Below are 19,199 nucleotides of genomic sequence, written 5' to 3' on the forward strand. Positions count from 1 at the left end.
AAGGAAGTATTGAACCTGGTAAGCTGGCAGATTTAGTCATTATGGAAAATGATATTATGGTTGAGGATGCCAATAATTTGCGGGAATTACCGATTTGGGCAACAGTAATTGGTGGAAAGACCGTGTATCAAAAGGTTAAGTAAGGTCCTATTTTATGTATCCATTCAGGTTTGAAAATTATTATACCTTTCAAATCGTCAACGCTTTTATAATCTCCGTGTTGATTCTTGTACGCTAAAATCACTTTGGCTTCGGAATAGGAAAAATAAGGATGCTTTGCCAAGTCCGAAATCTCGATATTATTTATTTCGATTTTTCTAAAAATCAATGGTTCAAAATCGAAGTATTCCCATATAGCATCCACAATTTCAGGTTTTAAACCAAAAACCTCTCCTAGCTGTGAGGAATCGTGAAATCCTCCTAACTGATTTTTATACTTTATTATTCTCCCTGCGATACTAGGTCCAATTCCAGGAACAATTTGAAGTGTTACAGAATCAGCATCATTCAAAGAAATTCGTTTAAGGTTATCGAACTTTTTCGTGTCAGATTTAATTTTAACCGTATCCTCAGGATTAAAAACTAGATTAGGAGAGGCTTTTAATTCAACTTTTGAATTTCTAAGTGAATCCAATTTCTTTAGATAAGTGATTTGGTATTCTTTAGCTTCTTTTACTTTAAAAATTTGGTAGATTGAGGGAAATAAAATCAATAGGGAAAGGAATGGGATTAAGAATAAAAACCCTCTTGATTCTTTATTGGAAAAACCTAGGTAAGATTTGAGCCAGAAAAAAATATTTCGTTTCATAAAAAATTAGTGAAATATAATGTTGGAGTATTTCAATTACTGATAATTTAAGAATATTAACTTCTTAATTCAAAATTCAATAATCGAGAATAAAATAACCAGATCTTATTTAGATTGATTACAAATTGAAATTTCGTTTCACAAAAAGAACCCTTATAGTTTCTTTGTCTGTTAAATTTGCGAAGCAAGTTTTGTTACTATGCAAATTAAGTTTAGAGCATTAAGTTTATCACATAAAACAGCACCTGTTCAGATCCGAGAGATTATAGCTCTCAGTGATCAGGAAATACAGCGCATTTTATTGAAGTTGAAAGATTTCTTCAGCCTCAATGATGTGTTGATCTTATCTACCTGCAACCGTACAGAAGTGTACTATAGTCATGATCTTGACCTAAGTACCGAAATTATAAAATTGGTAGGGCTAGAAAAAGGTCTGCCTGACGTAGTCAATTACCTAGAATATTTTAAGATTTACGACAACGATAGAACTGCGATCTCCCACCTTTTTAGAGTTGCAATGGGTTTAGAGGCACAGGTTGTCGGTGATATTCAAATATCTAATCAGGTAAAAAGAGCCTATCAGGCTTCAGCTGACCTTGAAATGGCTGGTCCATTTTTACATAGATTAATGCATACGGTATTCTTTACAAACAAAAGAATTGTACAGGAGACTAGTTTTAGGGAAGGAGCTGCTTCTTTATCTTATGCTGCGATCGAACTTATCGAGAGCCTCACATTAAATACTTACCAACCGAGAATTCTTTTGATAGGTGTTGGAGAAATAGGAGAAGATGTCGCTAAAAATATGGTTCATCTTCCCAACGCCAAAGTCACGATAACTAACAGGACTCTTTCGAAAGCTGAAGAAATTGCTATTCCTTTGGGTTTTGAGGTTGTTCCCTTCGAAAATTGCATCGATGCAATCTCAGAAGCTGATGTGATAGTTTGCTCGATTATGAGAAATGAGCCTTTTATCACAAAAGATCTTATTAAGCAATTTGAAATTGCTAGTTATAAACTTTTAGTGGATCTTTCTGTACCTAGGAGCATTGAAACTTCAGTGGAAGATGTCCCTGGAGTTATTCTTTATAACGTTGATAATATCAGAAGTAAAACTTCAGAAGCTCTGGAGAGAAGACTTGCTGCAATCCCTCATGTAGAAGAGATTATCAATGAAAGCATAGAAGAGTTTTATAGTTGGAAAAAAGAAATGATGGTCTCTCCAACCATCAACAAACTAAAACAGACTCTTGAACAAATTCGTCGTGAAGAATTAAGTAGATATTTAAAAAATGCAGATGAGAAAGAATATGCTGTGATTGACAAAATCACAAAAAGTATGATGCAGAAAATTCTTAAAGTTCCCGTAGTTCAACTGAGAGCTGCTTGCCAAAGAGATCAGGCGGAAGAAATGATTGAGTTTATTTCTGACCTTTTTGATTTGGATAGAGAAAATAAAGAAAAATAAATTATCGAACCGATAAAGAGAAATGACCAAAGGATTGTAAAAACCTTTGGTCATTTTATATTTGGGACCCTCATTTAAAATCCTTCCACAAAAAGAATGAATGTAAAATATATAGTAATCGGCTCATTTATTTTCTGTTTATTTTTTTCTTTTTTTTCTCAAGCTCAAACATGGGAAGTTTATGATGGTGAGTATAAGTTACAGAGTCGATTAATTTATGATGAGGTAGATTTGCTTAGTGAAACCGTTAGAATAGGAAAAAAAGATTCAGTTCTTAGTTTACTTTCAGCGGACCTTAAACCAGCTGTTTCGCTTATAGGAAATGAAGTTTATCAATATCTAGAGCCATGGATTTTAGTCAAAGGGCCGAATGGAATTGGTGCATTTCATGAATATGGTCAACAAGTCCTTCCATTGGAATACGATGAGATACAGACTTATTTTAATTTGCTTTTGGCGAGAAAAGGCACTAATTATTGGATTTTTGAAAGAGGTAGCGGAAAGACAACTTCCCTTGGTAAGCTTGACGATGCAAAGCTTACAAAAACAGGGATGCTTATCACGAAAATCGGAAACGAATATTTTATTCCTTTGTCTAAATCCGGACAAAAATCATTTCAGCTACTAGAAGATTCAGACGGGGACTTTTTATTAACAAAAGAAGAATCTGGATTTGGTCTTATCAACCGTGAAGGTGACTATGTTATGGATCCTGTTGTAGATGAGTTGAAACATAATAAAGGTAATTTTTATTTTGGCTTCGATGAAAATCAATTTCTGTTGATTGAGGGTGGTGATATAAAGGCTAATGTTAGATATAATTCATTTCATAAGATTACACTTGAAAACGGTGTCATGTTAGAATATATCCATGGCAAACTAAGAAGAGTAATGGAAGAAGATGGGATCCTATTAGATGCCGTCGGAATTGAAGAAGTAATATTGATTGATGAGGATGTATACAATGTGAGATTTCGAGATGGAAACCTTGGATTATTGAGTAAAAAGGGATGGTTGGTAAAACCAAACAAACCATTGGATAAAATACTTTTAGGGTCTGATGGCCTTTTCCCAGCTATTGAGAATGGCAAAAAGGGGTTTGTTAATTCAGATGGGGAATGGATGATAGATCCCCAATTTGAGGAGGTCACATTATTCTCAGAATCCCTGGCATCATTTAAACAAAACGGAAAATGGGGTGTGATTAGAGCGAATGGTGAATTAATTGAGGATGCGGTTTGGGATGAAGTAAAACCATACTCTAAAGGTTTTTCAATCGTACAATCTAATAATCATTATTATCTACTAAATAGGAATGGGGAAACCATTAATCAAGATTTTTTTGATCAAATCTTAAGGGCAAGTGATGGCTATTTTATTGTAGAAAAAGGTGAGAAATCCGGAATTCTTGATCCTCAAGGAAAGGAATTAATCCCTTTGGAATTCGAAACTATTCAAAGAACTCAAAGCAATTTAAATATTGTCAGAAATCAGGGAAAAGCGGGATTAATTTCTGATTCAGGAGAAATACTTTTACCTGTCGCTTTTGAAAATATTCTGATAGATTCTGGCTCGGGTAAAATATTAACAAAAAATCTTTACGAACCCGTAGTAGTCGTAGAAGTTGAAACAAATGGAAAAAAAAATAAAAAGGGAATGAAGTGAACTAGCCCCCAATAAGCGTCTAACTTTTTGGGGGCAAATCAAAGTCCTTTTTTTATTTTTTATCAGATTTCCCTTTTCCAGAATCCTTAGAATCTGAATCAGATTTGGCGATAGAATCTCTCATCGAAGTATCGGATTTTATATTTTCCATTCGGTAATAATCCATGACACCTAATTGACCACTTCTAAAGGCTTCTGCCAATGCTTTGGGCACTTCGGCTTCCGCTTCGACAACTTTCGCTCGCATTTCAACATTCTTGGCTCGCATTTCTTGTTCAAGTGCCACAGCCATTGCTCTTCTTTCCTCTGCTTTTGCTTCAGCAACTTTCAAATCGGCTGAGGCCTGATCAATCTGTAATTTAGCACCGATGTTAGTTCCAACGTCGATATCTGCGATATCTATGGAAAGAATTTCAAATGCAGTTCCTGCATCCAGTCCTCTCTCCAAAACCAGTTTAGAAATCTTATCTGGGTTTTCCAAAACGCTTTTATGATTTGACGCCGAACCGATAGAGGTAACAATCCCTTCTCCTACCCTAGCTAGAATAGTCTCTTCGCCAGCACCCCCGACTAATTGAGCAATATTGGCTCGAACGGTCACTCTTGCTTTAGCTATTAATTGAATTCCATCTGCTGCAACAGCAGCTACATTCGGGGTGTTAATTACTTTGGGATTTACAGAAATCTGAACAGCTTCAAATACATCTCTACCTGCCAAATCTATTGCAGTCGCTTGTTTAAAAGAAAGTGTAATGTTAGCCTTATCTGCAGAAATTAACGCTCTAATTACATTTGGGACATTACCTCCAGCCAAAAAGTGCGTTTCCAAATCATTTGTAGTCAGTTGTAAACCTGCCTTAGTAGCAGTAATCATAGAATTGACTATAATACTTGGTGGAACCTTTCTGATTCTCATTCCTACCAGTTCCAACAAACCTACTCTGACATTTGAAAACTGAGCTGTAATCCAAAGATTAACAGGCACGAAATAAAGGAAAATAAACAGTAAAACGATCCCTGCTACTGCAGCAATCAGAATAAACAAAGAGCTATTTGGATCCATATTATTTGACTATGATTTTATTATTTAAAATTTTTATTATGATGATTTCTGTCCCTACAGGAATAAATCCAGATTCGGATTTTACCTCATATATTTTTTCTCCAATCATAGCTTTTCCGATTGGTTTAATGTCTGAGGTTGCTTTTCCTGGCATTCCTACCTGAAGCCCAATTATTCTACCATCAAAAGCTCCTCCCTCATTTGTTTCTTTAAGAGAAAACTTATTCCAGACACCTGATCTAAAACTATATACTATGGCAGTTAGATTCAATAAAACAGCAACTCCTGAAATAAGCCATGCTGTACCAGTGTCGAATGATAAAAATGCATATACGATACCAACTAAGCTTACAATTAAGCCAAAAACCCCAACTATTGTAGTACCGGGAACGAAAAGCACTTCCGCTACCATCAGGATTAAACCTATTAGAAGTAAAGTTGATAAAATAATTATTGTCATCTCAAGTAAGATTGGAATTCTAAAATACGAGAATCCTTAATAGTGTATCCTATAAAACCAAAAAAACCCGGAAAATTCCGGGTTTTAATTTAATATGCTTTAGCAAAATAGACTCTTCCTTCTGAGGCATTGCCAGTTAAGACACATGATCCTGATTCGGCTTTCCTTGCGAAAGGGATGCATCTTATTGTGGCTTTGGTCAGATCTTTAATCTTATCTTCTGTTTCAGGTGTTCCATCCCAATGAGCAGAAATAAACCCTCCTTTTTTGTCAATTACATCTTTAAATTCATCCCAAGAGTTTACTTCAGTAATCATCTCTTCTCTAAAATCAAAAGCTTTGGAATAAATTGATTTTTGTATTTCTTCTAGCATTCCACCAATTTTCTCAGCAATTGGTTGAGAGGCTAATTCAAACTGAGATTTTGTAAGATTATCTCTTCGTGCGATTTCAACTGTTCCATTTTCTAAATCTCTAGGCCCTATCGCAATTCTCAAAGGCACGCCCTTAAGTTCATACTCTGCGAATTTAAAACCTGGCTTATGGGTATCTCTATTATCAAATTTCACCGAAATTCCTTCTTTCCTTAGCTCAGCCATGATTTCATTCGCTTTTTCGGAAATAGCCTCAAATTCTTCATCTTTTCTGTAGATTGGAATAATGACAACTTGAATAGGAGCCAATTTCGGAGGCAAAACCAATCCATTATCGTCCGAGTGAGCCATTATCAATGCCCCCATCAATCTTGTACTTACTCCCCATGATGTCCCCCAAACATAATCCAAACCCCCATCTTTTGTGGCGAATTTCACATCAAAAGCTTTTGCGAAATTTTGACCTAGGAAATGAGACGTTCCAGCTTGAAGTGCCTTTCCATCTTGCATCATCGCCTCAATACATAAGGTATCCTCAGCACCGGCAAATCGTTCGTTAGCAGTTTTTCTACCTCTTACCACTGGTAGTGCCATGAATTCTTCAGCAAATTGTGCGTAAACATTCATCATTTGCATGGTTTCATCCTTAGCTTCTTGAGCTGTAGAATGGGCAGTATGACCTTCTTGCCATAGAAATTCTGCAGTTCTAAGAAATAATCTAGTCCTCATTTCCCATCTGACCACATTTGCCCATTGATTAACCAACAAAGGTAAATCACGATAGGATTGAATCCAGTTTTTATATGTACTCCAAATAATAGTTTCTGAAGTAGGTCTAACGATTAATTCCTCTTCCAATTTTGCCTCAGGATCTACGATTACTCCACTTCCATCCTCTGAATTTTTCAACCTATAATGAGTTACAACAGCACATTCTTTGGCGAAACCTTCTACATGACTTGCTTCCTTACTCAAAAATGATTTTGGAATAAATAGTGGAAAATATGCATTAGTATGCCCCGTTTCCTTAAACATTCTATCTAATTCGGCCTGCATTTTTTCCCAGATGGAATATCCATAAGGCTTAATGATCATACACCCTCTAACAGCTGAATTCTCAGCCAAGTCAGCTTTTTTTACTAATTCATTATACCAAAGTGAATAATCTTCACTTCTCTTAGGTAGTCCTTTACTCATTATAATTGATTGAGATGCTTTTTGTACTTATTTTTGCTAAATTGAGCAGGGCAAATATAAAGTAAAAAGTATAACCCTTCACTTTTGACTGCGTATAAGAAAGTAACAATCTAACTTGAACTATGAAGAAAATTTCATTATTCACATCTTCTTTAATTCTAGGAGCTCTTTCTATGAGTGCTTGTAGCACTAATAAACTAGCAACCACAGGAGAACAAGATAACTTGTATTTTATGGCTTCAGACGCGAGAATAGCGACTGAATTTGCCGTACAAAATAATAATCCTGAATCTTTTGAAAGTTTAGGATCTTTAAATTCAGAATCTTACAAAGGGGAAAATTTCAGTTCTCGAAACGTAAATCCTGAATATATCGCTAGATATACAACTGTTGAGGATACCGCTTCAAATGATATGGTTTATTTCGATGAGGGGATAGAGACTTCTGGAGAAGGAGATATAAATGCATATGATAATTATAGAGTAAACAATTCTAATTCATCCTTTGGATCTGGTTTTTACCCATCAATGTCCTTTAATATCGGTTATATGGGTGGATTTAGTCCATGGGGCATGGGGTATTATAATCCATTCTACGATCCATTTTTCATGCCTGGTATGATGTATCCATCTTTTGGCTTTAGACCAGGATTTAATATAGGTATTGGAATTGGTTTTGGTTTCGGATATGGTTCTATGTGGGGACCAAGTTTTGGATGGGGTGGATATCCAGGATTCGGTTATCCAGGCTATGGATATCCAGGTTATGGTTTTTACCCAGGCTATGGTTATAATAGACCTATTTATGTTTTACCTGGCGGCGAATATGGAGATAGAAGAGTTGTGAGAGGGGCTAGAGCTTCAAGAGGTGGAGGTTTAGCAACCGCTTCTTCTAACTCAAGAAGTTCAGCGATATTGCCTAGCACTTCTAGAGCACAAGCAAGAAGAGAAGCAGTAAATTCTCCCTCTAATAGAAGTTTGGTTTCTGGAACAAATACCAGATCGGCTTCTAGACAATTTGGAAATTCTCAAAATGATTATTATTCAAATGGAAGGTCACGAGTAGGAACAACTAGAAATGTTAGTTCTCCTGCAATTACCAGAAGCGCTACTCGCTCACGAAGTGCAATGCCTTCTGCTAGACCAAGTTATTCAAACACTAACTCAAGATCATCTAATTCTTATTACAGCCCAAGCAGAAATAATGGGGCTTATAATAGAGGTTCTTCGAATCCTTCTTACAACAGATCTTCGAGTCCTTCTTACAACAGAAGTAATATTCCTTCCAGAACGAGCCCTTCTTATGGTACACCATCAAGAATGTCCACTCCAAGCAGGAGTAACTCGAATTCATTTAGCACACCTAGCAGAAGCTCAGGAAGTAGCGGCATGAGCACTGGAGGATCTAGAAGTAGCGGAGGCAGTGTCTCCAGCGGATCATCCAGAGGAGGAAGGGGAAATTAATTCCCCTTTTTTTTTGAACTATTCTGTCACATTTGGCATCGAAAGCCGTTATTAATAAAACAAATTACTGATTCAATGAGGTTAACAATCCTTATTTTCTCTTGTCTTCTTTTTACTTCCAATTTACTTTTCGGACAAAGTGGATATTATGAAGATGCTTATCGATTCAGCCATGTAAAACCCGGGGGATCGTCCCGAATTATGGCTATAGGAGGCACTCAATGGTCACTAGGAGGAGATGTTTCAAATATATCAGGAAATCCAGCAGGACTTGGCTTTTTCAGAACTTCAGAAGCTAGCATATCAATTGGATATTCAGATTGGGCCGTAAACACTTCTTATCTCGGTCAAAACAAATCCTATAATACTTCAAATTTCAATCTCCCAAATCTGAGTTATGTAATGGCCAATCCAAAAGAAGGATTAGGCAGCGGTGCATTCAAAGGAGGTGCTTTTGGGATCAGTCTTCAAAGACTTGCCAATTTCAACACGGAATATGGATTCTTTTCTGATCAAATCGGAAATACTTCTATTATTGATTTTTATTTACAGGACGCAAATGGTATTCGAGAAAGTCAGATTGAATCTTTTGGACTTACAGGACTTGCTTATTCCACGTATCAAATCAATCCAGTGATTTTTGATGATGATGGAAATCCTATTAACGACCCTGATACATATGACTCTTTTGTGACAGGATTCCCATTCCAAGATGAAAATATAACTCAAGAAGGTAGTTCAAATCAAATTACATTCAGCTATGGAGCCAATTTCAATCACAAATTATTTGTCGGTGGAGCATTAGGAATCAGAAACTTATCTTTTACTTCGAGAAAAAATTATAATGAGGAATTTCCTGATGGACCTTTAATAAATTCAGCATTGGCTGAAAGATTATTCATAAATGGTTCAGGGATTAATTTAAACCTAGGTATTATTTTTAAACCAATAGACTATTTAAATCTAGGTTTCTCATTCCAATCTCCTACATGGTATGCCTTCAATGAAGAATATGAGGCAAGTATGAATGCTAATTATGATAACTATGAGTTTGAGCAGGAAGATATTATATTAGGTCGAGTTGAAGCTCTTTCTGACTATATCGTAGGTTCGTACAACTTAAATACCCCTCTTAGGATAGGCGGTGGGGCAACATTCTTTCTCGGTAAAAATGGGTTTATTTCAGCTGATGTTGATTTTGTGGATTATAGTAATGCAAATATCAAAAGCCGAGATTTTGATGAGGGTCCAGATAATGAAGTAATTAAAAGCACTTATTCTAGCACCTTAAATTATAGGCTAGGAGCAGAATTTAGAATAGATAAAATCAGGTTAAGAGGCGGTTATGCTTATTTTGGAGATCCAATAGCAAATTCAGATTTTGATAGAAGCACAAACCAAATTAGTGGAGGTGTAGGAGCTAAACTAAATAACTTCTCAATCGATTTGGCTTTAATCAGCCAAAAAAATAATGGGTTATATAGTAGCTATCAAGTACTTGATTCTCAAAACAACAATATTGGCCCAGTAACAGAGCTTGAAAATAAAATATTTACTGGAATGCTTACTCTAGGCTTTAGTTTTTAGGAGATTTATCAATTCAGACATTAAAAGCTCAGCGGAAAAATCTTCACCGCTGAGCTTTATTTTTGCCTGATCATAAAAATATTCCCTTTCGGAAAGAAGGCTTTTTAGTTTCATGTTGATTTCCACCCTATCTAAATCCTGAAACATAGGCCTATTTTGAATTTTAGAAACTCCCAGTCTTTTTGAAATTTCCCCTAATGGGACATCTAAATAAACAGAAACACCATATTCATTTATTAAATCCATATTATCATTAAAGCAGGGGCAGCCCCCGCCTGATGCTAATACATATGATTGCTGTGATTCCAAAATTCTTTTTAAAGATTCTGTTTCCCACGCTCGAAATTGACCTTCACCAAGCTTATTGAAAATATCTGGAATTTTCATTTGGGAATTTTCCTCAACCAAACTATCAAGATCGTAAAAAGGGAAATTTAAGGTAGATGCTAATTGCTTACCAAATGTACTTTTCCCAGAACCGGGTAATCCAATCAAAACAACTTTGAGCTCCTTTTTCATTTAACAAAAAGGTCGATTACCTCCGAGGCATCCGGCGTATTATTATGATGATATTTACCAAGTACAACACCTTCTTTTAAGACTAAAATTCCCGGGTTGGAGCGAATAATAGTTTTTACAACGGTTGCATCTGCTTGGAGACTGGTAATCTCCCACCCTCTCTTAACTTTTAGATCAATAATTTCTTCTTCAGCCGCCGCGGCAACAAAAACTACTTCTACAGGAGAGTCTTTTAAACTTTCTATTAAATTATCAATATTATCAAGGTTTGCCTCACTCATCTTTGGCATACTGCTCACTAAAATCACTACCTTATTTCCTGAAAACATTTCCTGAGAATAATCACCATCCTCATTCCAAACTGCAAAATCTGAAATCTTTGGTAGGTTTTCTGGGTTTTTTAGATTCATTTCCACAAACTCATAGCTTTCATCTGAAGGATATTGATCTAATACAACTGTTTCTCCATCCTTTTTCATCACATAAGAATAAATTAGCGGTGCTGATGGCTCCATCGCTTTTGAAATATTTACTCCAACTTTATAGGCTCTAAAATCAATGAAAGGCAAATTTCTAATAGCAATTATAGAAAGGATAAAAGAAGAAAGTAATGCAAAACCAACGATGCCTTTAGCCCATATAGGAGAACTTTGAGGTAAATCATCTTTGAAAAGAAGTAAAATTGCAATCAATACCAAAAGAATAATATCCTTATAAAAGGACTCCCAAGGGGTAAGTTTTATTGCATCACCAAAGCAACCACAATCAGTTACCTTATTAAAATAGGCGGAATAGAAGGTTAGAAAAGTAAAAAACAAGATCATTATACCTAATGACCATACAGTAAATTTGCTCTTAACACCGAGTATAAGCATTACCCCAAGACCAACTTCCAATACAACCAAAAACACGCCTATAGGTAGTGCAAAAGGCTCAAAAATTGAGAAAAAACCTGCTATATCATTAGAAAACACATCAAAATATTCTTCTAGTTTGATCGATGTCCCAACTGGATCATTCACTTTGATCAATCCCGAAAAAATAAATAATCCTCCCACCAATAAGCGGAGAACCCAAAGAAAGCTTTCTTTAATCATGGTGATATCCTATTTTAATCAAACAAAAAACAGAGTAATTAATCATGTCCTGATAGTTCGCCTCAATTCCTTCCGAAACTAAAGTTTGACCGGCATTATCTTCAATCTGTTTAACTCGCAATAATTTCATTAGTATAATGTCAGTCATAGAACTAACTCGCATTTCACGCCAGGCTTCGCCGTAATCATGGTTTTTATTTTCCAATAGTCCTTTTGTTTCCGTCACCCATTTGTCATAAACCGGTTCCAGATCATCAAAAGGTATATCCATTCTTTCATCCTTTGAAAAACTAATCTGAAGTAAGGCAATCAAACAGTAATTGATAATACCTACAAACTCATCAACAATAGGATCATTTACTTTTTGGCTTCCTTTTTCTTGAATGGAGCGAATCCTTTGAGCTTTAATAAATATCTGGTCTGTGATAGAAGAAAGTCTCAATATTCGCCATGCAGTACCATAATCAATAGTTTTCTTACGAAATAATTCTTTACAACGGCTTATAACTTGTGTATATTCGTTGCTAGTTAGCGTCTCCAAATTTTATAACAGTTTAATGTTTCCGGTTAAGGGAGTTTCTTCTTTCGAAGATAGATTATTTCCCCAAAAATATACATTTCAAATCAACGGACAGCTCCAGGTTTGGGACAGTCCAAAGATTATGGGTATATTAAATGTGACTCCTGACTCTTTTTTTGGAAGAAGTAGAACCAATATTACTTCAAAAGACTTTGCTGAACAAGTTGGGAAAATAATTTCTGATGGGGCAGATATTGTCGATGTAGGAGGTTATAGTAGTCGACCAGGAGCTGATGAAGTCTCTGAATCAGAAGAATTAAAACGGGTTATTCCTGTAATCGAATGGATTTCAAAAAATTATCCTAATACTTTAATTTCAGTTGATACGTTTCGGGCAAAAGTTGCAGAGATCTCAATTAAGTCCGGTGCACATATCGTCAATGATATTTCTTCAGGGGATTTGGATCAGGACATGATTCCTTTAATAGGATCATTAAAAACCCCCTACATAGCGATGCATATGCGTGGAAATCCAACGAATATGCAACAACTAACAAATTATTCTGATATTTTAGGGGAAATATTGAATTATTTCTCTGAAAAACTGGATCAATTCAAAAAGTTTGGCATTAAAGATGTAATTATTGATCCTGGCTTTGGATTTGCAAAATCTATTGAACAGAATTATTTTTTGCTAAAAAATTTAAGCCAGTTTCGATGTTTATCAACCCCGGTTTTAGTGGGTGTTTCTCGTAAATCCATGATTTATAAAACACTTGAAAATAATGCAGATGAAGCATTAAATGGGACTACAGCATTGAATATGTTTTCGCTTTGTCAAGGCGCAAACATCCTAAGAGTACATGACGTTAAAGAAGCAAAAGAAACAATTAAATTATTCAACACAATTTACCCTTGACATTACTATTTAAAATAGGATTTTTAGACATCTCCATTGTCAATATGATAGATATTGCAATGGTTGCTGCGCTATTATATCAGATTTACAAATTACTAAAGGGAAGTGTTGCTATTAAAATATTTTTAGGTTTCCTATCGATTTATTTGATATACCTTCTGGTAAGAGCACTTCGAATGGAGTTACTGTCCTCGATTCTTGGAGAATTTATGGGAGTAGGTGTGATCACAGCAATTATTATTTTTGCACCAGAAATAAGAAAATTTCTCTTATTAATTGGAAGATCCTCTTTTCTATCAGATGATAATATGTGGAAAGACCTTCTTTTCTTTTGGAGAAAAAGAGAGAATTCTGTTTTTAATATCAGTCCTATTATTGATGCCTCTAAAACTTTGGCAGGTAGTAATACAGGGGCCTTGATGGTCATTTCAAAAAGCACCGAGCTTAAATTCTATGCAGAAAGTGGAGACATCCTAGATGCTGAACTTTCCAAAAGATTATTGATTTCGATTTTCAATAAATATAGTCCACTCCATGATGGGGCTGTTATTATTTACAATGGCAAAATTAAAGCAGCAAGGTGTATTCTTCCCGTGACAGAGAGAGAGGTTCCAGCACAATTTGGTTTGCGGCATAGGGCAGGAATTGGTATGTCAGAAGCAACTGACACCTTGATTTTAATTGTTTCAGAAGAGACTGGTCAACTCTCTATGGCAAAAAATGGCAAAGTCCTTCATAATATGTCTTTTCAAGAAGTCAGAGAAACAATCAATGATTACTTAAACAATGAAGATGTAGATTCAAAATTTGAGGACATTGAAGATTATGAAATGAAAAAACGAAGAAAACTTGCTATGTCCAGTAAGTCTTAAAAAGGAAATTGATTTTCGGGCTATACTAAAAATGAAGCTTTTTTTTCTTTTGAATTCATAACAGATTTGATCTTTTAAGTGCTATTTAATTCATTTTCTTTATCTGTCTATTTAGATCCTTTTCAGCCTTGGATACCTCTTATACATTTAATTAACCCTCAAAAAATTTTCTTCTGGGTTTTTATTTAAAAAAAATGAAATTATAAATTCATTTATATGAATGAATTCCAGCTTTAAATAATGAAAATTAGTTTATTCCAAGGGATAAAATGGTTTAATCTTTGCCAATTACCAGGCATTGATCCTCAATTATACTTGAAAAACTAAGTAATCTTCACAAATGAAAAAAAAGCGTTTAATACAACTTGTTTCTGTTTTTATACTTTTTTCGGCAGGTGCTCTCGCAACACAGGGATATATACCCGAATTAGAAAAAAAAATAAAAGACACCTATTCTACTTTTTCAAACTCCTCAAGTTCAACTGACGAAAGAAATAACAACCCCGCACCTATAAAGATAGAGTTACCAGTTCCACGTGTTATTCCACCTATTCCCGAGGAACTAATTACCAAAGAATATGACAAGCATCTCTATGCTGCGGAATACAATGGGTTTGGTTTAATAGAGAGTGAAGATCATTTTAATAAACTTATTGAAGAGGAAAAGCTAGTTCCGATAAGTGAAGGGGCGGGATACGAGGTGATGAAATTAACTCACAGTCATCCTTACATTACCCCATACTCAAAAACTATTCTTGAGGAATTAGGTCGGGCTTTCCAAATGTTAAACGACGAGGAAAGTTACTTTACCCTAACATCTGTTACGCGGACACCTGAGCAACAGAAAAGCTTACGAAGGAGAAATAAAAACGCAACAAACGGAATTAGTTCTCATTCTTACGGAGCATCATTTGATATCTCTTATATAAGATTTAACGGAAAGAAAAGCTGGAATAGGAAGAATCAGAAAAAGCTTGAAATGATTTTAAATGAATTTGAAAAATCTGGAAAAATTTTCTTTATCAAAGAAAGAAAACAAAGTTGCTATCACGTAACGGTTAGGTAATTTTTTAATGACATCAGAATGCTTTTTTTCGTAAAAACTTTCTACCAAAATGATCCCCTAATCTTGAATCCAAGCTTTTCAAAAAAGTAGCACAAAATAGATCCTTTTATTTTGTGTAAAAAAAACCGGGAATCTGCACTAGAAACCCGGCTTCGTTTGCTGTTTAATAAGCCATCCTTTAAACTTTCTTGATAAGCACTAGGAGATCACTGAATAACTCCCAGTACCTTACCCACTGTAGTAAATGCTTCAATTGCCTGATCCAATTGAGCTCGATCATGTCCTGCAGAAATTTGAACTCTAATTCTTGCTTGACCTTTTGGTACTACCGGATAATAGAACCCAATTACATAAATTCCTTTTTCCAAAAGCTTCTCTGCCATCTTTTGTGAAAGAACGGCATCATATAACATCACAGGTACTATTGGATGTGTCCCAGGTTTAATATCAAAGCCAGCATTTGTCATTTTCTTTCGGAAATAGGTAGTATTTTCTTCAAGTTTATCTCTGAGTTCGGTTGTATGGGTCAACAAATCAAAAACAGCGATAGAAGCTCCAGTAATGGAAGGCGCTAATGTATTTGAAAAAAGATAAGGTCTTGACCTTTGACGAAGTAACTCTATAATTTCTTTTCTACCAGAAGTAAATCCTCCAGATGCACCACCCAATGCTTTTCCTAAGGTTCCTGTAATGATATCTATTTTCCCCATTACGCCACAATGCTCATGAACTCCTCTACCAGTTTTTCCCATAAAACCCGTAGAATGACACTCATCAGACATTACCAAAGCTTCATATTTTTCGGCAAGTGCAACAATTTTATCTAATTGAGCAATTGTGCCATCCATCGAGAAAACGCCATCAGTAACAATTATTTTTTGTTTCGCTCCTTTTGCATCGGCATCTTTCAATTGGATTTCCAAATCGGCCATATCATTATGCTGATACCTAAATCTCATTGCCTTACAAAGTCGAACTCCATCAATAATAGAAGCGTGATTTAAGGAATCTGAAATAATAGCATCCTCTGCCCCTAAAATTGGCTCAAATACACCTCCATTGGCATCAAAGGCGGCCGCATAAAGAATTGTATCTTCAGTCCCTAGAAATTCTGAAATCTTCTTTTCTAACTCCTTATGAATATCTTGTGTGCCACAAATAAATCTTACTGATGACAATCCAAAACCATGGGTATCAATTGAGGCTTTAGCTGCTTCAATTACTTTTGGATGAGAGGATAATCCTAAATAGTTATTTGCGCAAAAATTTAAAACTTTTTTCCCTCCCGAAATTGTGATTTCAGCCGATTGAGGAGAAGTAATAATTCTTTCCTTCTTAAACAATCCAGCTTCTTCAATCTCTTTTAGTTCTTCAACCAATTTGGGTTTTAATCTATCGTACATATTCGTTTATTAATAATTGTTCAAAAACTCTTATTTTCCGTCAATCAAAAAGTCCTACAAGACTTTAGAATTTTCTTACTTTTGCCATCGTAATCCCAAATATAAACAAAAACCTAAAGCATGGCTTCAGGCGTTTTTTGAAAAATAAAACATGGAAAAAATCCTGGTAATCGGAGCTGCTGGACAGCTTGGTTCAGAACTAACAAAATCTCTAAGCGATATCTATGGAGGTGAGCAAGTAATAGCTACAGATTTAAATGAAGCCGCTAGGTCTAAATTTGATTACTGTCGATTTGAAGTGCTCGACATTATGAATCAAGATGTCGCTAAGGATTTAATAAAAAAGGAAAATGTAAAACAGATTTATCATTTGGCAGCTGTTCTTTCAGCAACTGGAGAAAAGAGGCCACTTTTTGCATGGGATTTAAACATGGATAGTCTATTATTTGTCTTGGAAACTGCAAGAGAATTAAAGCTTGACAAAGTTTATTGGCCTTCATCTATTGCAGTTTTTGGCCCAAATACTCCCAAAATCAATACTCCCCAGTATTGTGTAAAAGAACCAAATACCGTTTATGGGATTTCAAAGCAGGCTGGTGAGAGATGGTGTGAATACTATTTCCAAAAATATAATGTAGATGTAAGAAGCTTGAGATATCCAGGGCTTATCGGATATAAGTCACTTCCAGGCGGTGGTACCACCGATTATGCAGTAGACATCTATCATAAGGCTTTATCAGGTGAGAAGTTCAACTGTTTCTTAAGAGAGGATTCTTACCTTCCAATGATGTATATGCCAGATGCAATCAAAGCTACTTTAGACTTGATGCAAGCACCAAAAGATTTGGTAAAAATCAGATCCAGTTATAATCTTTCAGCGATGAGTTTTTCTCCAAAGGAAATTTATCAAAGCATTTTAAAGCATAATCCAAAATTTGAAATAGAGTATAACCCAGATTTCAGACAGGCGATTGCTGATTCTTGGCCAGATAGCATTGATGATAGCTGTGCACAAAAAGACTGGGGATGGAAACCGGAATTTGACTTAAATAAAATGACAGAAGACATTTTAGAAAATCTTCCCAATTTTACTTTCTAAACATAATTGAGACTTGAAACCTTCTTTCAAGTCTTTTTTTTGCCGAAAATTGACCAGAAAGCTCTGTCTATTTTTGAAGTATATCTAAAATAACTAATTTCCTTTTTAGCTTTAAACTCATGTCAAATAACAGAATCATAATCCTTCTAACGACATCCGTTATCCTTACTGTTATTGGATTTCTATTGTTTGGAAAAGAGAAGGAAATAAACTTCAGCACAGAGATTAAACCAATCTTGAATAAACATTGCATCTCTTGTCATGGAGGGGTGAAGAAAAATGGTGGGTTTAGTGTCTTATTTGAGGACGAAGCTTTAGCAATTACAGAATCAGGGCATCCTGCAATTATTCCTGGAGATCCCCAAAATAGTGAGTTGATTAAAAGACTTACTGAGTCAGATCCCGAATTACGAATGCCCTATGAAAAGCCCCCCCTTTCAGAAGAGGAAATCGAACTTCTCACAACCTGGATTCGTCAGGGTGCAAATTGGGGAAAACATTGGGCATATGAACCTGTAGCACAACCCAATATTCCAGATGTAAAGCTAGAAGCTGGATTAAACTCGCCAAATATCGAAAACAGCGATAATTCCATCGATTTTTATGTTGGTGAAAAGCTTGAAGAACAAGGTTTGACCTTTTCTTCAGAAGAAAAATCCAATAAATTATTAAGGCGAGTAGCACTGGATATAACAGGCTTACCTCCTTCAGACTCCCTTGTCAATCTTTATGAAAGTGGCGCAATCAGTTATGATCAAGCTGTAGACCATCTCTTGGATCAACCAACTTACGGTGAGAACTGGGCAAGCTGGTGGCTTGATCTTGCAAGGTATGCAGACACAAAAGGCTATGAAAGAGATGTTTCCAGAACTCTTTGGCCTTTTAGAGATTACGTCATTAATTCTTTCAATAAGGACAAACCCTTTGATGAATTCACTATTGAACAATTAGCAGGGGATTTACTTCCTGATCCTACAGTCGATCAATTAACTGCTACTGCCTTTCATCGTAACACCATGAATAATGATGAAGGTGGTACACAAGATGAAGAATTCAGAGTATCTGCTGTTCTGGACCGATTAAACACGACATACGAAGTTTGGCAAAGCACTACTATGGCTTGCGTCCAATGTCATAGTCATCCCTATGATCCAATTAAACAGGAAGAGTTTTATGAATCAGCTGCCTTTTTTAATAATACCAGAGACGAAGACACTCATGATGAAGAACCAAAACTTAGGTTTTACTCAGATTCAAATAAAGTAGAAATAAATAAGATTCTTTCTTGGGTTGAGGAGAATAAAGGGGCCGATGAAGCTAAAAAGAGAAAAGATTTCTTAACCTTCTTCGAGCCAAAATACGAAGCCCATATTGCTACAGATTTTGACAAAGCTGAATTGATTGATACCAAATGGCTAGGGATGTGGCCTGGCGGTTCAGCTTATCTCAGAAATATAAATACACAAGGATCTGATCAACTATTGATGGATTATTCAACAGGTATTGATGGAAGTAAAATCACAATTCAAAAGGATGGTCCAAAAGGGGAGGTTTTATCAACCTTTACTATCAATAAAACAGAAGGAGAGATAATTAGCGCTTTTCCATTTAAGCCGATT

At 35.6% G+C, this 19,199-nt stretch carries 18 protein-coding genes; 10 read left to right on the top strand and 8 right to left on the bottom strand.

The genetic code is table 11. The annotated features are described in order from the left end of the window. Positions 1-8: 8 nt before the first annotated feature. A complete protein-coding gene (locus Q0L68_RS06235; RefSeq protein ID WP_296700882.1) occupies positions 9-143 on the top strand; it encodes a hypothetical protein in 135 nt (44 codons plus the stop codon). Here Q0L68_RS06235 and Q0L68_RS06240 read toward each other — a convergent pair. Further along, positions 128-808 (bottom strand): helix-hairpin-helix domain-containing protein, encoded by a 681-nt coding sequence (locus Q0L68_RS06240; protein ID WP_296700853.1) that lies wholly within the window; start codon positions 806-808, stop codon positions 128-130. The two genes, Q0L68_RS06235 and Q0L68_RS06240, sit on opposite strands and share 16 nt — an antisense overlap. Before the next feature lie 199 nt (positions 809-1,007). On the opposite strand from Q0L68_RS06240, the gene hemA reads away from it, so the two are divergent. Together hemA and Q0L68_RS06250 are read left to right on the top strand one after the other, a co-directional pair. Then, on the top strand, positions 1,008-2,276 hold the full coding sequence (hemA, locus tag Q0L68_RS06245) for a glutamyl-tRNA reductase (RefSeq protein ID WP_296700854.1): 1,269 nt from the start codon (positions 1,008-1,010) through the stop codon (positions 2,274-2,276). A 96-nt stretch (positions 2,277-2,372) separates the two neighbouring features. Next, positions 2,373-3,941 (top strand): WG repeat-containing protein, encoded by a 1,569-nt coding sequence (locus tag Q0L68_RS06250; protein ID WP_296700855.1) that lies wholly within the window; start codon positions 2,373-2,375, stop codon positions 3,939-3,941. Positions 3,942-3,993: 52 nt separating this feature from the next. Here the strand turns inward: Q0L68_RS06250 and floA are convergent, their stop codons facing one another. The 3 genes from floA to proS all read right to left on the bottom strand — a co-directional run bounded on the left by floA (position 3,994) and on the right by proS (position 7,035). Next, positions 3,994-5,004, bottom strand: coding sequence for a flotillin-like protein FloA (gene floA, locus Q0L68_RS06255; RefSeq protein WP_296700856.1), 1,011 nt, complete (start codon positions 5,002-5,004; stop codon positions 3,994-3,996). Between the two features lies 1 nt (position 5,005). Further along, positions 5,006-5,464 (bottom strand): NfeD family protein, encoded by a 459-nt coding sequence (locus tag Q0L68_RS06260; RefSeq protein WP_296700858.1) that lies wholly within the window; start codon positions 5,462-5,464, stop codon positions 5,006-5,008. A gap of 89 nt (positions 5,465-5,553) precedes the next feature. Next, on the bottom strand, positions 5,554-7,035 hold the full coding sequence (gene proS, locus Q0L68_RS06265; RefSeq protein ID WP_296700860.1) for a proline--tRNA ligase: 1,482 nt from the start codon (positions 7,033-7,035) through the stop codon (positions 5,554-5,556). A 122-nt stretch (positions 7,036-7,157) separates the two neighbouring features. Between proS and Q0L68_RS06270 the strand changes: the two genes are divergently transcribed. Both Q0L68_RS06270 and Q0L68_RS06275 read left to right on the top strand, forming a co-directional pair. Beyond that, the gene (locus Q0L68_RS06270) at positions 7,158-8,498 is read left to right on the top strand and encodes a hypothetical protein (RefSeq protein WP_296700862.1); all 1,341 of its coding nucleotides are present in this window, start codon (positions 7,158-7,160) and stop codon (positions 8,496-8,498) included. Between the two features lie 75 nt (positions 8,499-8,573). Beyond that, positions 8,574-10,085, top strand: coding sequence for an OmpP1/FadL family transporter (locus Q0L68_RS06275; RefSeq protein WP_296700866.1), 1,512 nt, complete (start codon positions 8,574-8,576; stop codon positions 10,083-10,085). Here Q0L68_RS06275 and Q0L68_RS06280 read toward each other — a convergent pair. Genes Q0L68_RS06280 through Q0L68_RS06290 form a run of 3 tightly spaced genes read right to left on the bottom strand, consistent with a single transcriptional unit; the run spans position 10,068 to position 12,242 of the window. Beyond that, positions 10,068-10,604 (bottom strand): shikimate kinase, encoded by a 537-nt coding sequence (locus tag Q0L68_RS06280; protein ID WP_296700868.1) that lies wholly within the window; start codon positions 10,602-10,604, stop codon positions 10,068-10,070. The two genes, Q0L68_RS06275 and Q0L68_RS06280, sit on opposite strands and share 18 nt — an antisense overlap. After that, the gene (locus Q0L68_RS06285) at positions 10,601-11,701 is read right to left on the bottom strand and encodes a BT_3928 family protein (RefSeq protein WP_296700870.1); all 1,101 of its coding nucleotides are present in this window, start codon (positions 11,699-11,701) and stop codon (positions 10,601-10,603) included. Before Q0L68_RS06285 ends, Q0L68_RS06280 begins: the two co-directional genes overlap by 4 nt. Beyond that, positions 11,694-12,242: a DUF1599 domain-containing protein gene (locus Q0L68_RS06290; RefSeq protein WP_296700872.1), complete on the bottom strand. Its 549-nt coding sequence runs from the start codon at positions 12,240-12,242 to the stop codon at positions 11,694-11,696. Before Q0L68_RS06290 ends, Q0L68_RS06285 begins: the two co-directional genes overlap by 8 nt. A gap of 16 nt (positions 12,243-12,258) precedes the next feature. On the opposite strand from Q0L68_RS06290, the gene folP reads away from it, so the two are divergent. The 3 genes from folP to Q0L68_RS06305 all read left to right on the top strand — a co-directional run bounded on the left by folP (position 12,259) and on the right by Q0L68_RS06305 (position 15,078). Then, the gene (gene folP, locus Q0L68_RS06295) at positions 12,259-13,140 is read left to right on the top strand and encodes a dihydropteroate synthase (RefSeq protein ID WP_296700873.1); all 882 of its coding nucleotides are present in this window, start codon (positions 12,259-12,261) and stop codon (positions 13,138-13,140) included. Beyond that, entirely contained in the window at positions 13,137-14,012 is an 876-nt protein-coding gene (cdaA, locus tag Q0L68_RS06300; RefSeq protein WP_296700874.1) for a diadenylate cyclase CdaA, read from the top strand. Before folP ends, cdaA begins: the two co-directional genes overlap by 4 nt. A gap of 340 nt (positions 14,013-14,352) precedes the next feature. Further along, positions 14,353-15,078: a DUF5715 family protein gene (locus Q0L68_RS06305; RefSeq protein WP_296700875.1), complete on the top strand. Its 726-nt coding sequence runs from the start codon at positions 14,353-14,355 to the stop codon at positions 15,076-15,078. A gap of 206 nt (positions 15,079-15,284) precedes the next feature. Here the strand turns inward: Q0L68_RS06305 and kbl are convergent, their stop codons facing one another. Further along, complete coding sequence (gene kbl / locus Q0L68_RS06310) at positions 15,285-16,481, bottom strand: glycine C-acetyltransferase (RefSeq protein ID WP_296700877.1); 1,197 nt, start codon at positions 16,479-16,481, stop codon at positions 15,285-15,287. 151 nt (positions 16,482-16,632) lie between these two features. Here kbl and Q0L68_RS06315 point away from each other — a divergent pair, with 151 nt between their 5' ends. Both Q0L68_RS06315 and Q0L68_RS06320 read left to right on the top strand, forming a co-directional pair. Continuing rightward, complete coding sequence (locus Q0L68_RS06315; RefSeq protein ID WP_296700878.1) at positions 16,633-17,580, top strand: NAD-dependent epimerase/dehydratase family protein; 948 nt, start codon at positions 16,633-16,635, stop codon at positions 17,578-17,580. A 119-nt stretch (positions 17,581-17,699) separates the two neighbouring features. After that, the coding region (locus tag Q0L68_RS06320) for a DUF1549 domain-containing protein (protein WP_296700880.1) at positions 17,700-19,199 on the top strand (1,500 nt) is incomplete at its 3' end.

This window comes from Algoriphagus sp. (assembly GCF_024642405.1).
Classification (GTDB): Bacteria; Bacteroidota; Bacteroidia; order Cytophagales; family Cyclobacteriaceae; genus Algoriphagus.

Excerpts from the sequence above, each read along its gene's own strand:
- Q0L68_RS06240 (WP_296700853.1), bottom strand. The coding sequence starts at position 808 with ATGAAACGAAATATTTTTTTCTGGCTCAAATCTTACCTAGGTTTTTCC.
- hemA (WP_296700854.1), top strand. The coding sequence starts at position 1,008 with ATGCAAATTAAGTTTAGAGCATTAAGTTTATCACATAAAACAGCACCT.
- Q0L68_RS06250 (WP_296700855.1), top strand. The coding sequence starts at position 2,373 with ATGAATGTAAAATATATAGTAATCGGCTCATTTATTTTCTGTTTATTT.
- floA (WP_296700856.1), bottom strand. The coding sequence starts at position 5,004 with ATGGATCCAAATAGCTCTTTGTTTATTCTGATTGCTGCAGTAGCAGGG.
- Q0L68_RS06260 (WP_296700858.1), bottom strand. The coding sequence starts at position 5,464 with ATGACAATAATTATTTTATCAACTTTACTTCTAATAGGTTTAATCCTG.
- proS (WP_296700860.1), bottom strand. The coding sequence starts at position 7,035 with ATGAGTAAAGGACTACCTAAGAGAAGTGAAGATTATTCACTTTGGTAT.
- Q0L68_RS06270 (WP_296700862.1), top strand. The coding sequence starts at position 7,158 with ATGAAGAAAATTTCATTATTCACATCTTCTTTAATTCTAGGAGCTCTT.
- Q0L68_RS06275 (WP_296700866.1), top strand. The coding sequence starts at position 8,574 with ATGAGGTTAACAATCCTTATTTTCTCTTGTCTTCTTTTTACTTCCAAT.
- Q0L68_RS06280 (WP_296700868.1), bottom strand. The coding sequence starts at position 10,604 with ATGAAAAAGGAGCTCAAAGTTGTTTTGATTGGATTACCCGGTTCTGGG.
- Q0L68_RS06285 (WP_296700870.1), bottom strand. The coding sequence starts at position 11,701 with ATGATTAAAGAAAGCTTTCTTTGGGTTCTCCGCTTATTGGTGGGAGGA.
- folP (WP_296700873.1), top strand. The coding sequence starts at position 12,259 with ATGTTTCCGGTTAAGGGAGTTTCTTCTTTCGAAGATAGATTATTTCCC.
- Q0L68_RS06305 (WP_296700875.1), top strand. The coding sequence starts at position 14,353 with ATGAAAAAAAAGCGTTTAATACAACTTGTTTCTGTTTTTATACTTTTT.
- kbl (WP_296700877.1), bottom strand. The coding sequence starts at position 16,481 with ATGTACGATAGATTAAAACCCAAATTGGTTGAAGAACTAAAAGAGATT.
- Q0L68_RS06315 (WP_296700878.1), top strand. The coding sequence starts at position 16,633 with ATGGAAAAAATCCTGGTAATCGGAGCTGCTGGACAGCTTGGTTCAGAA.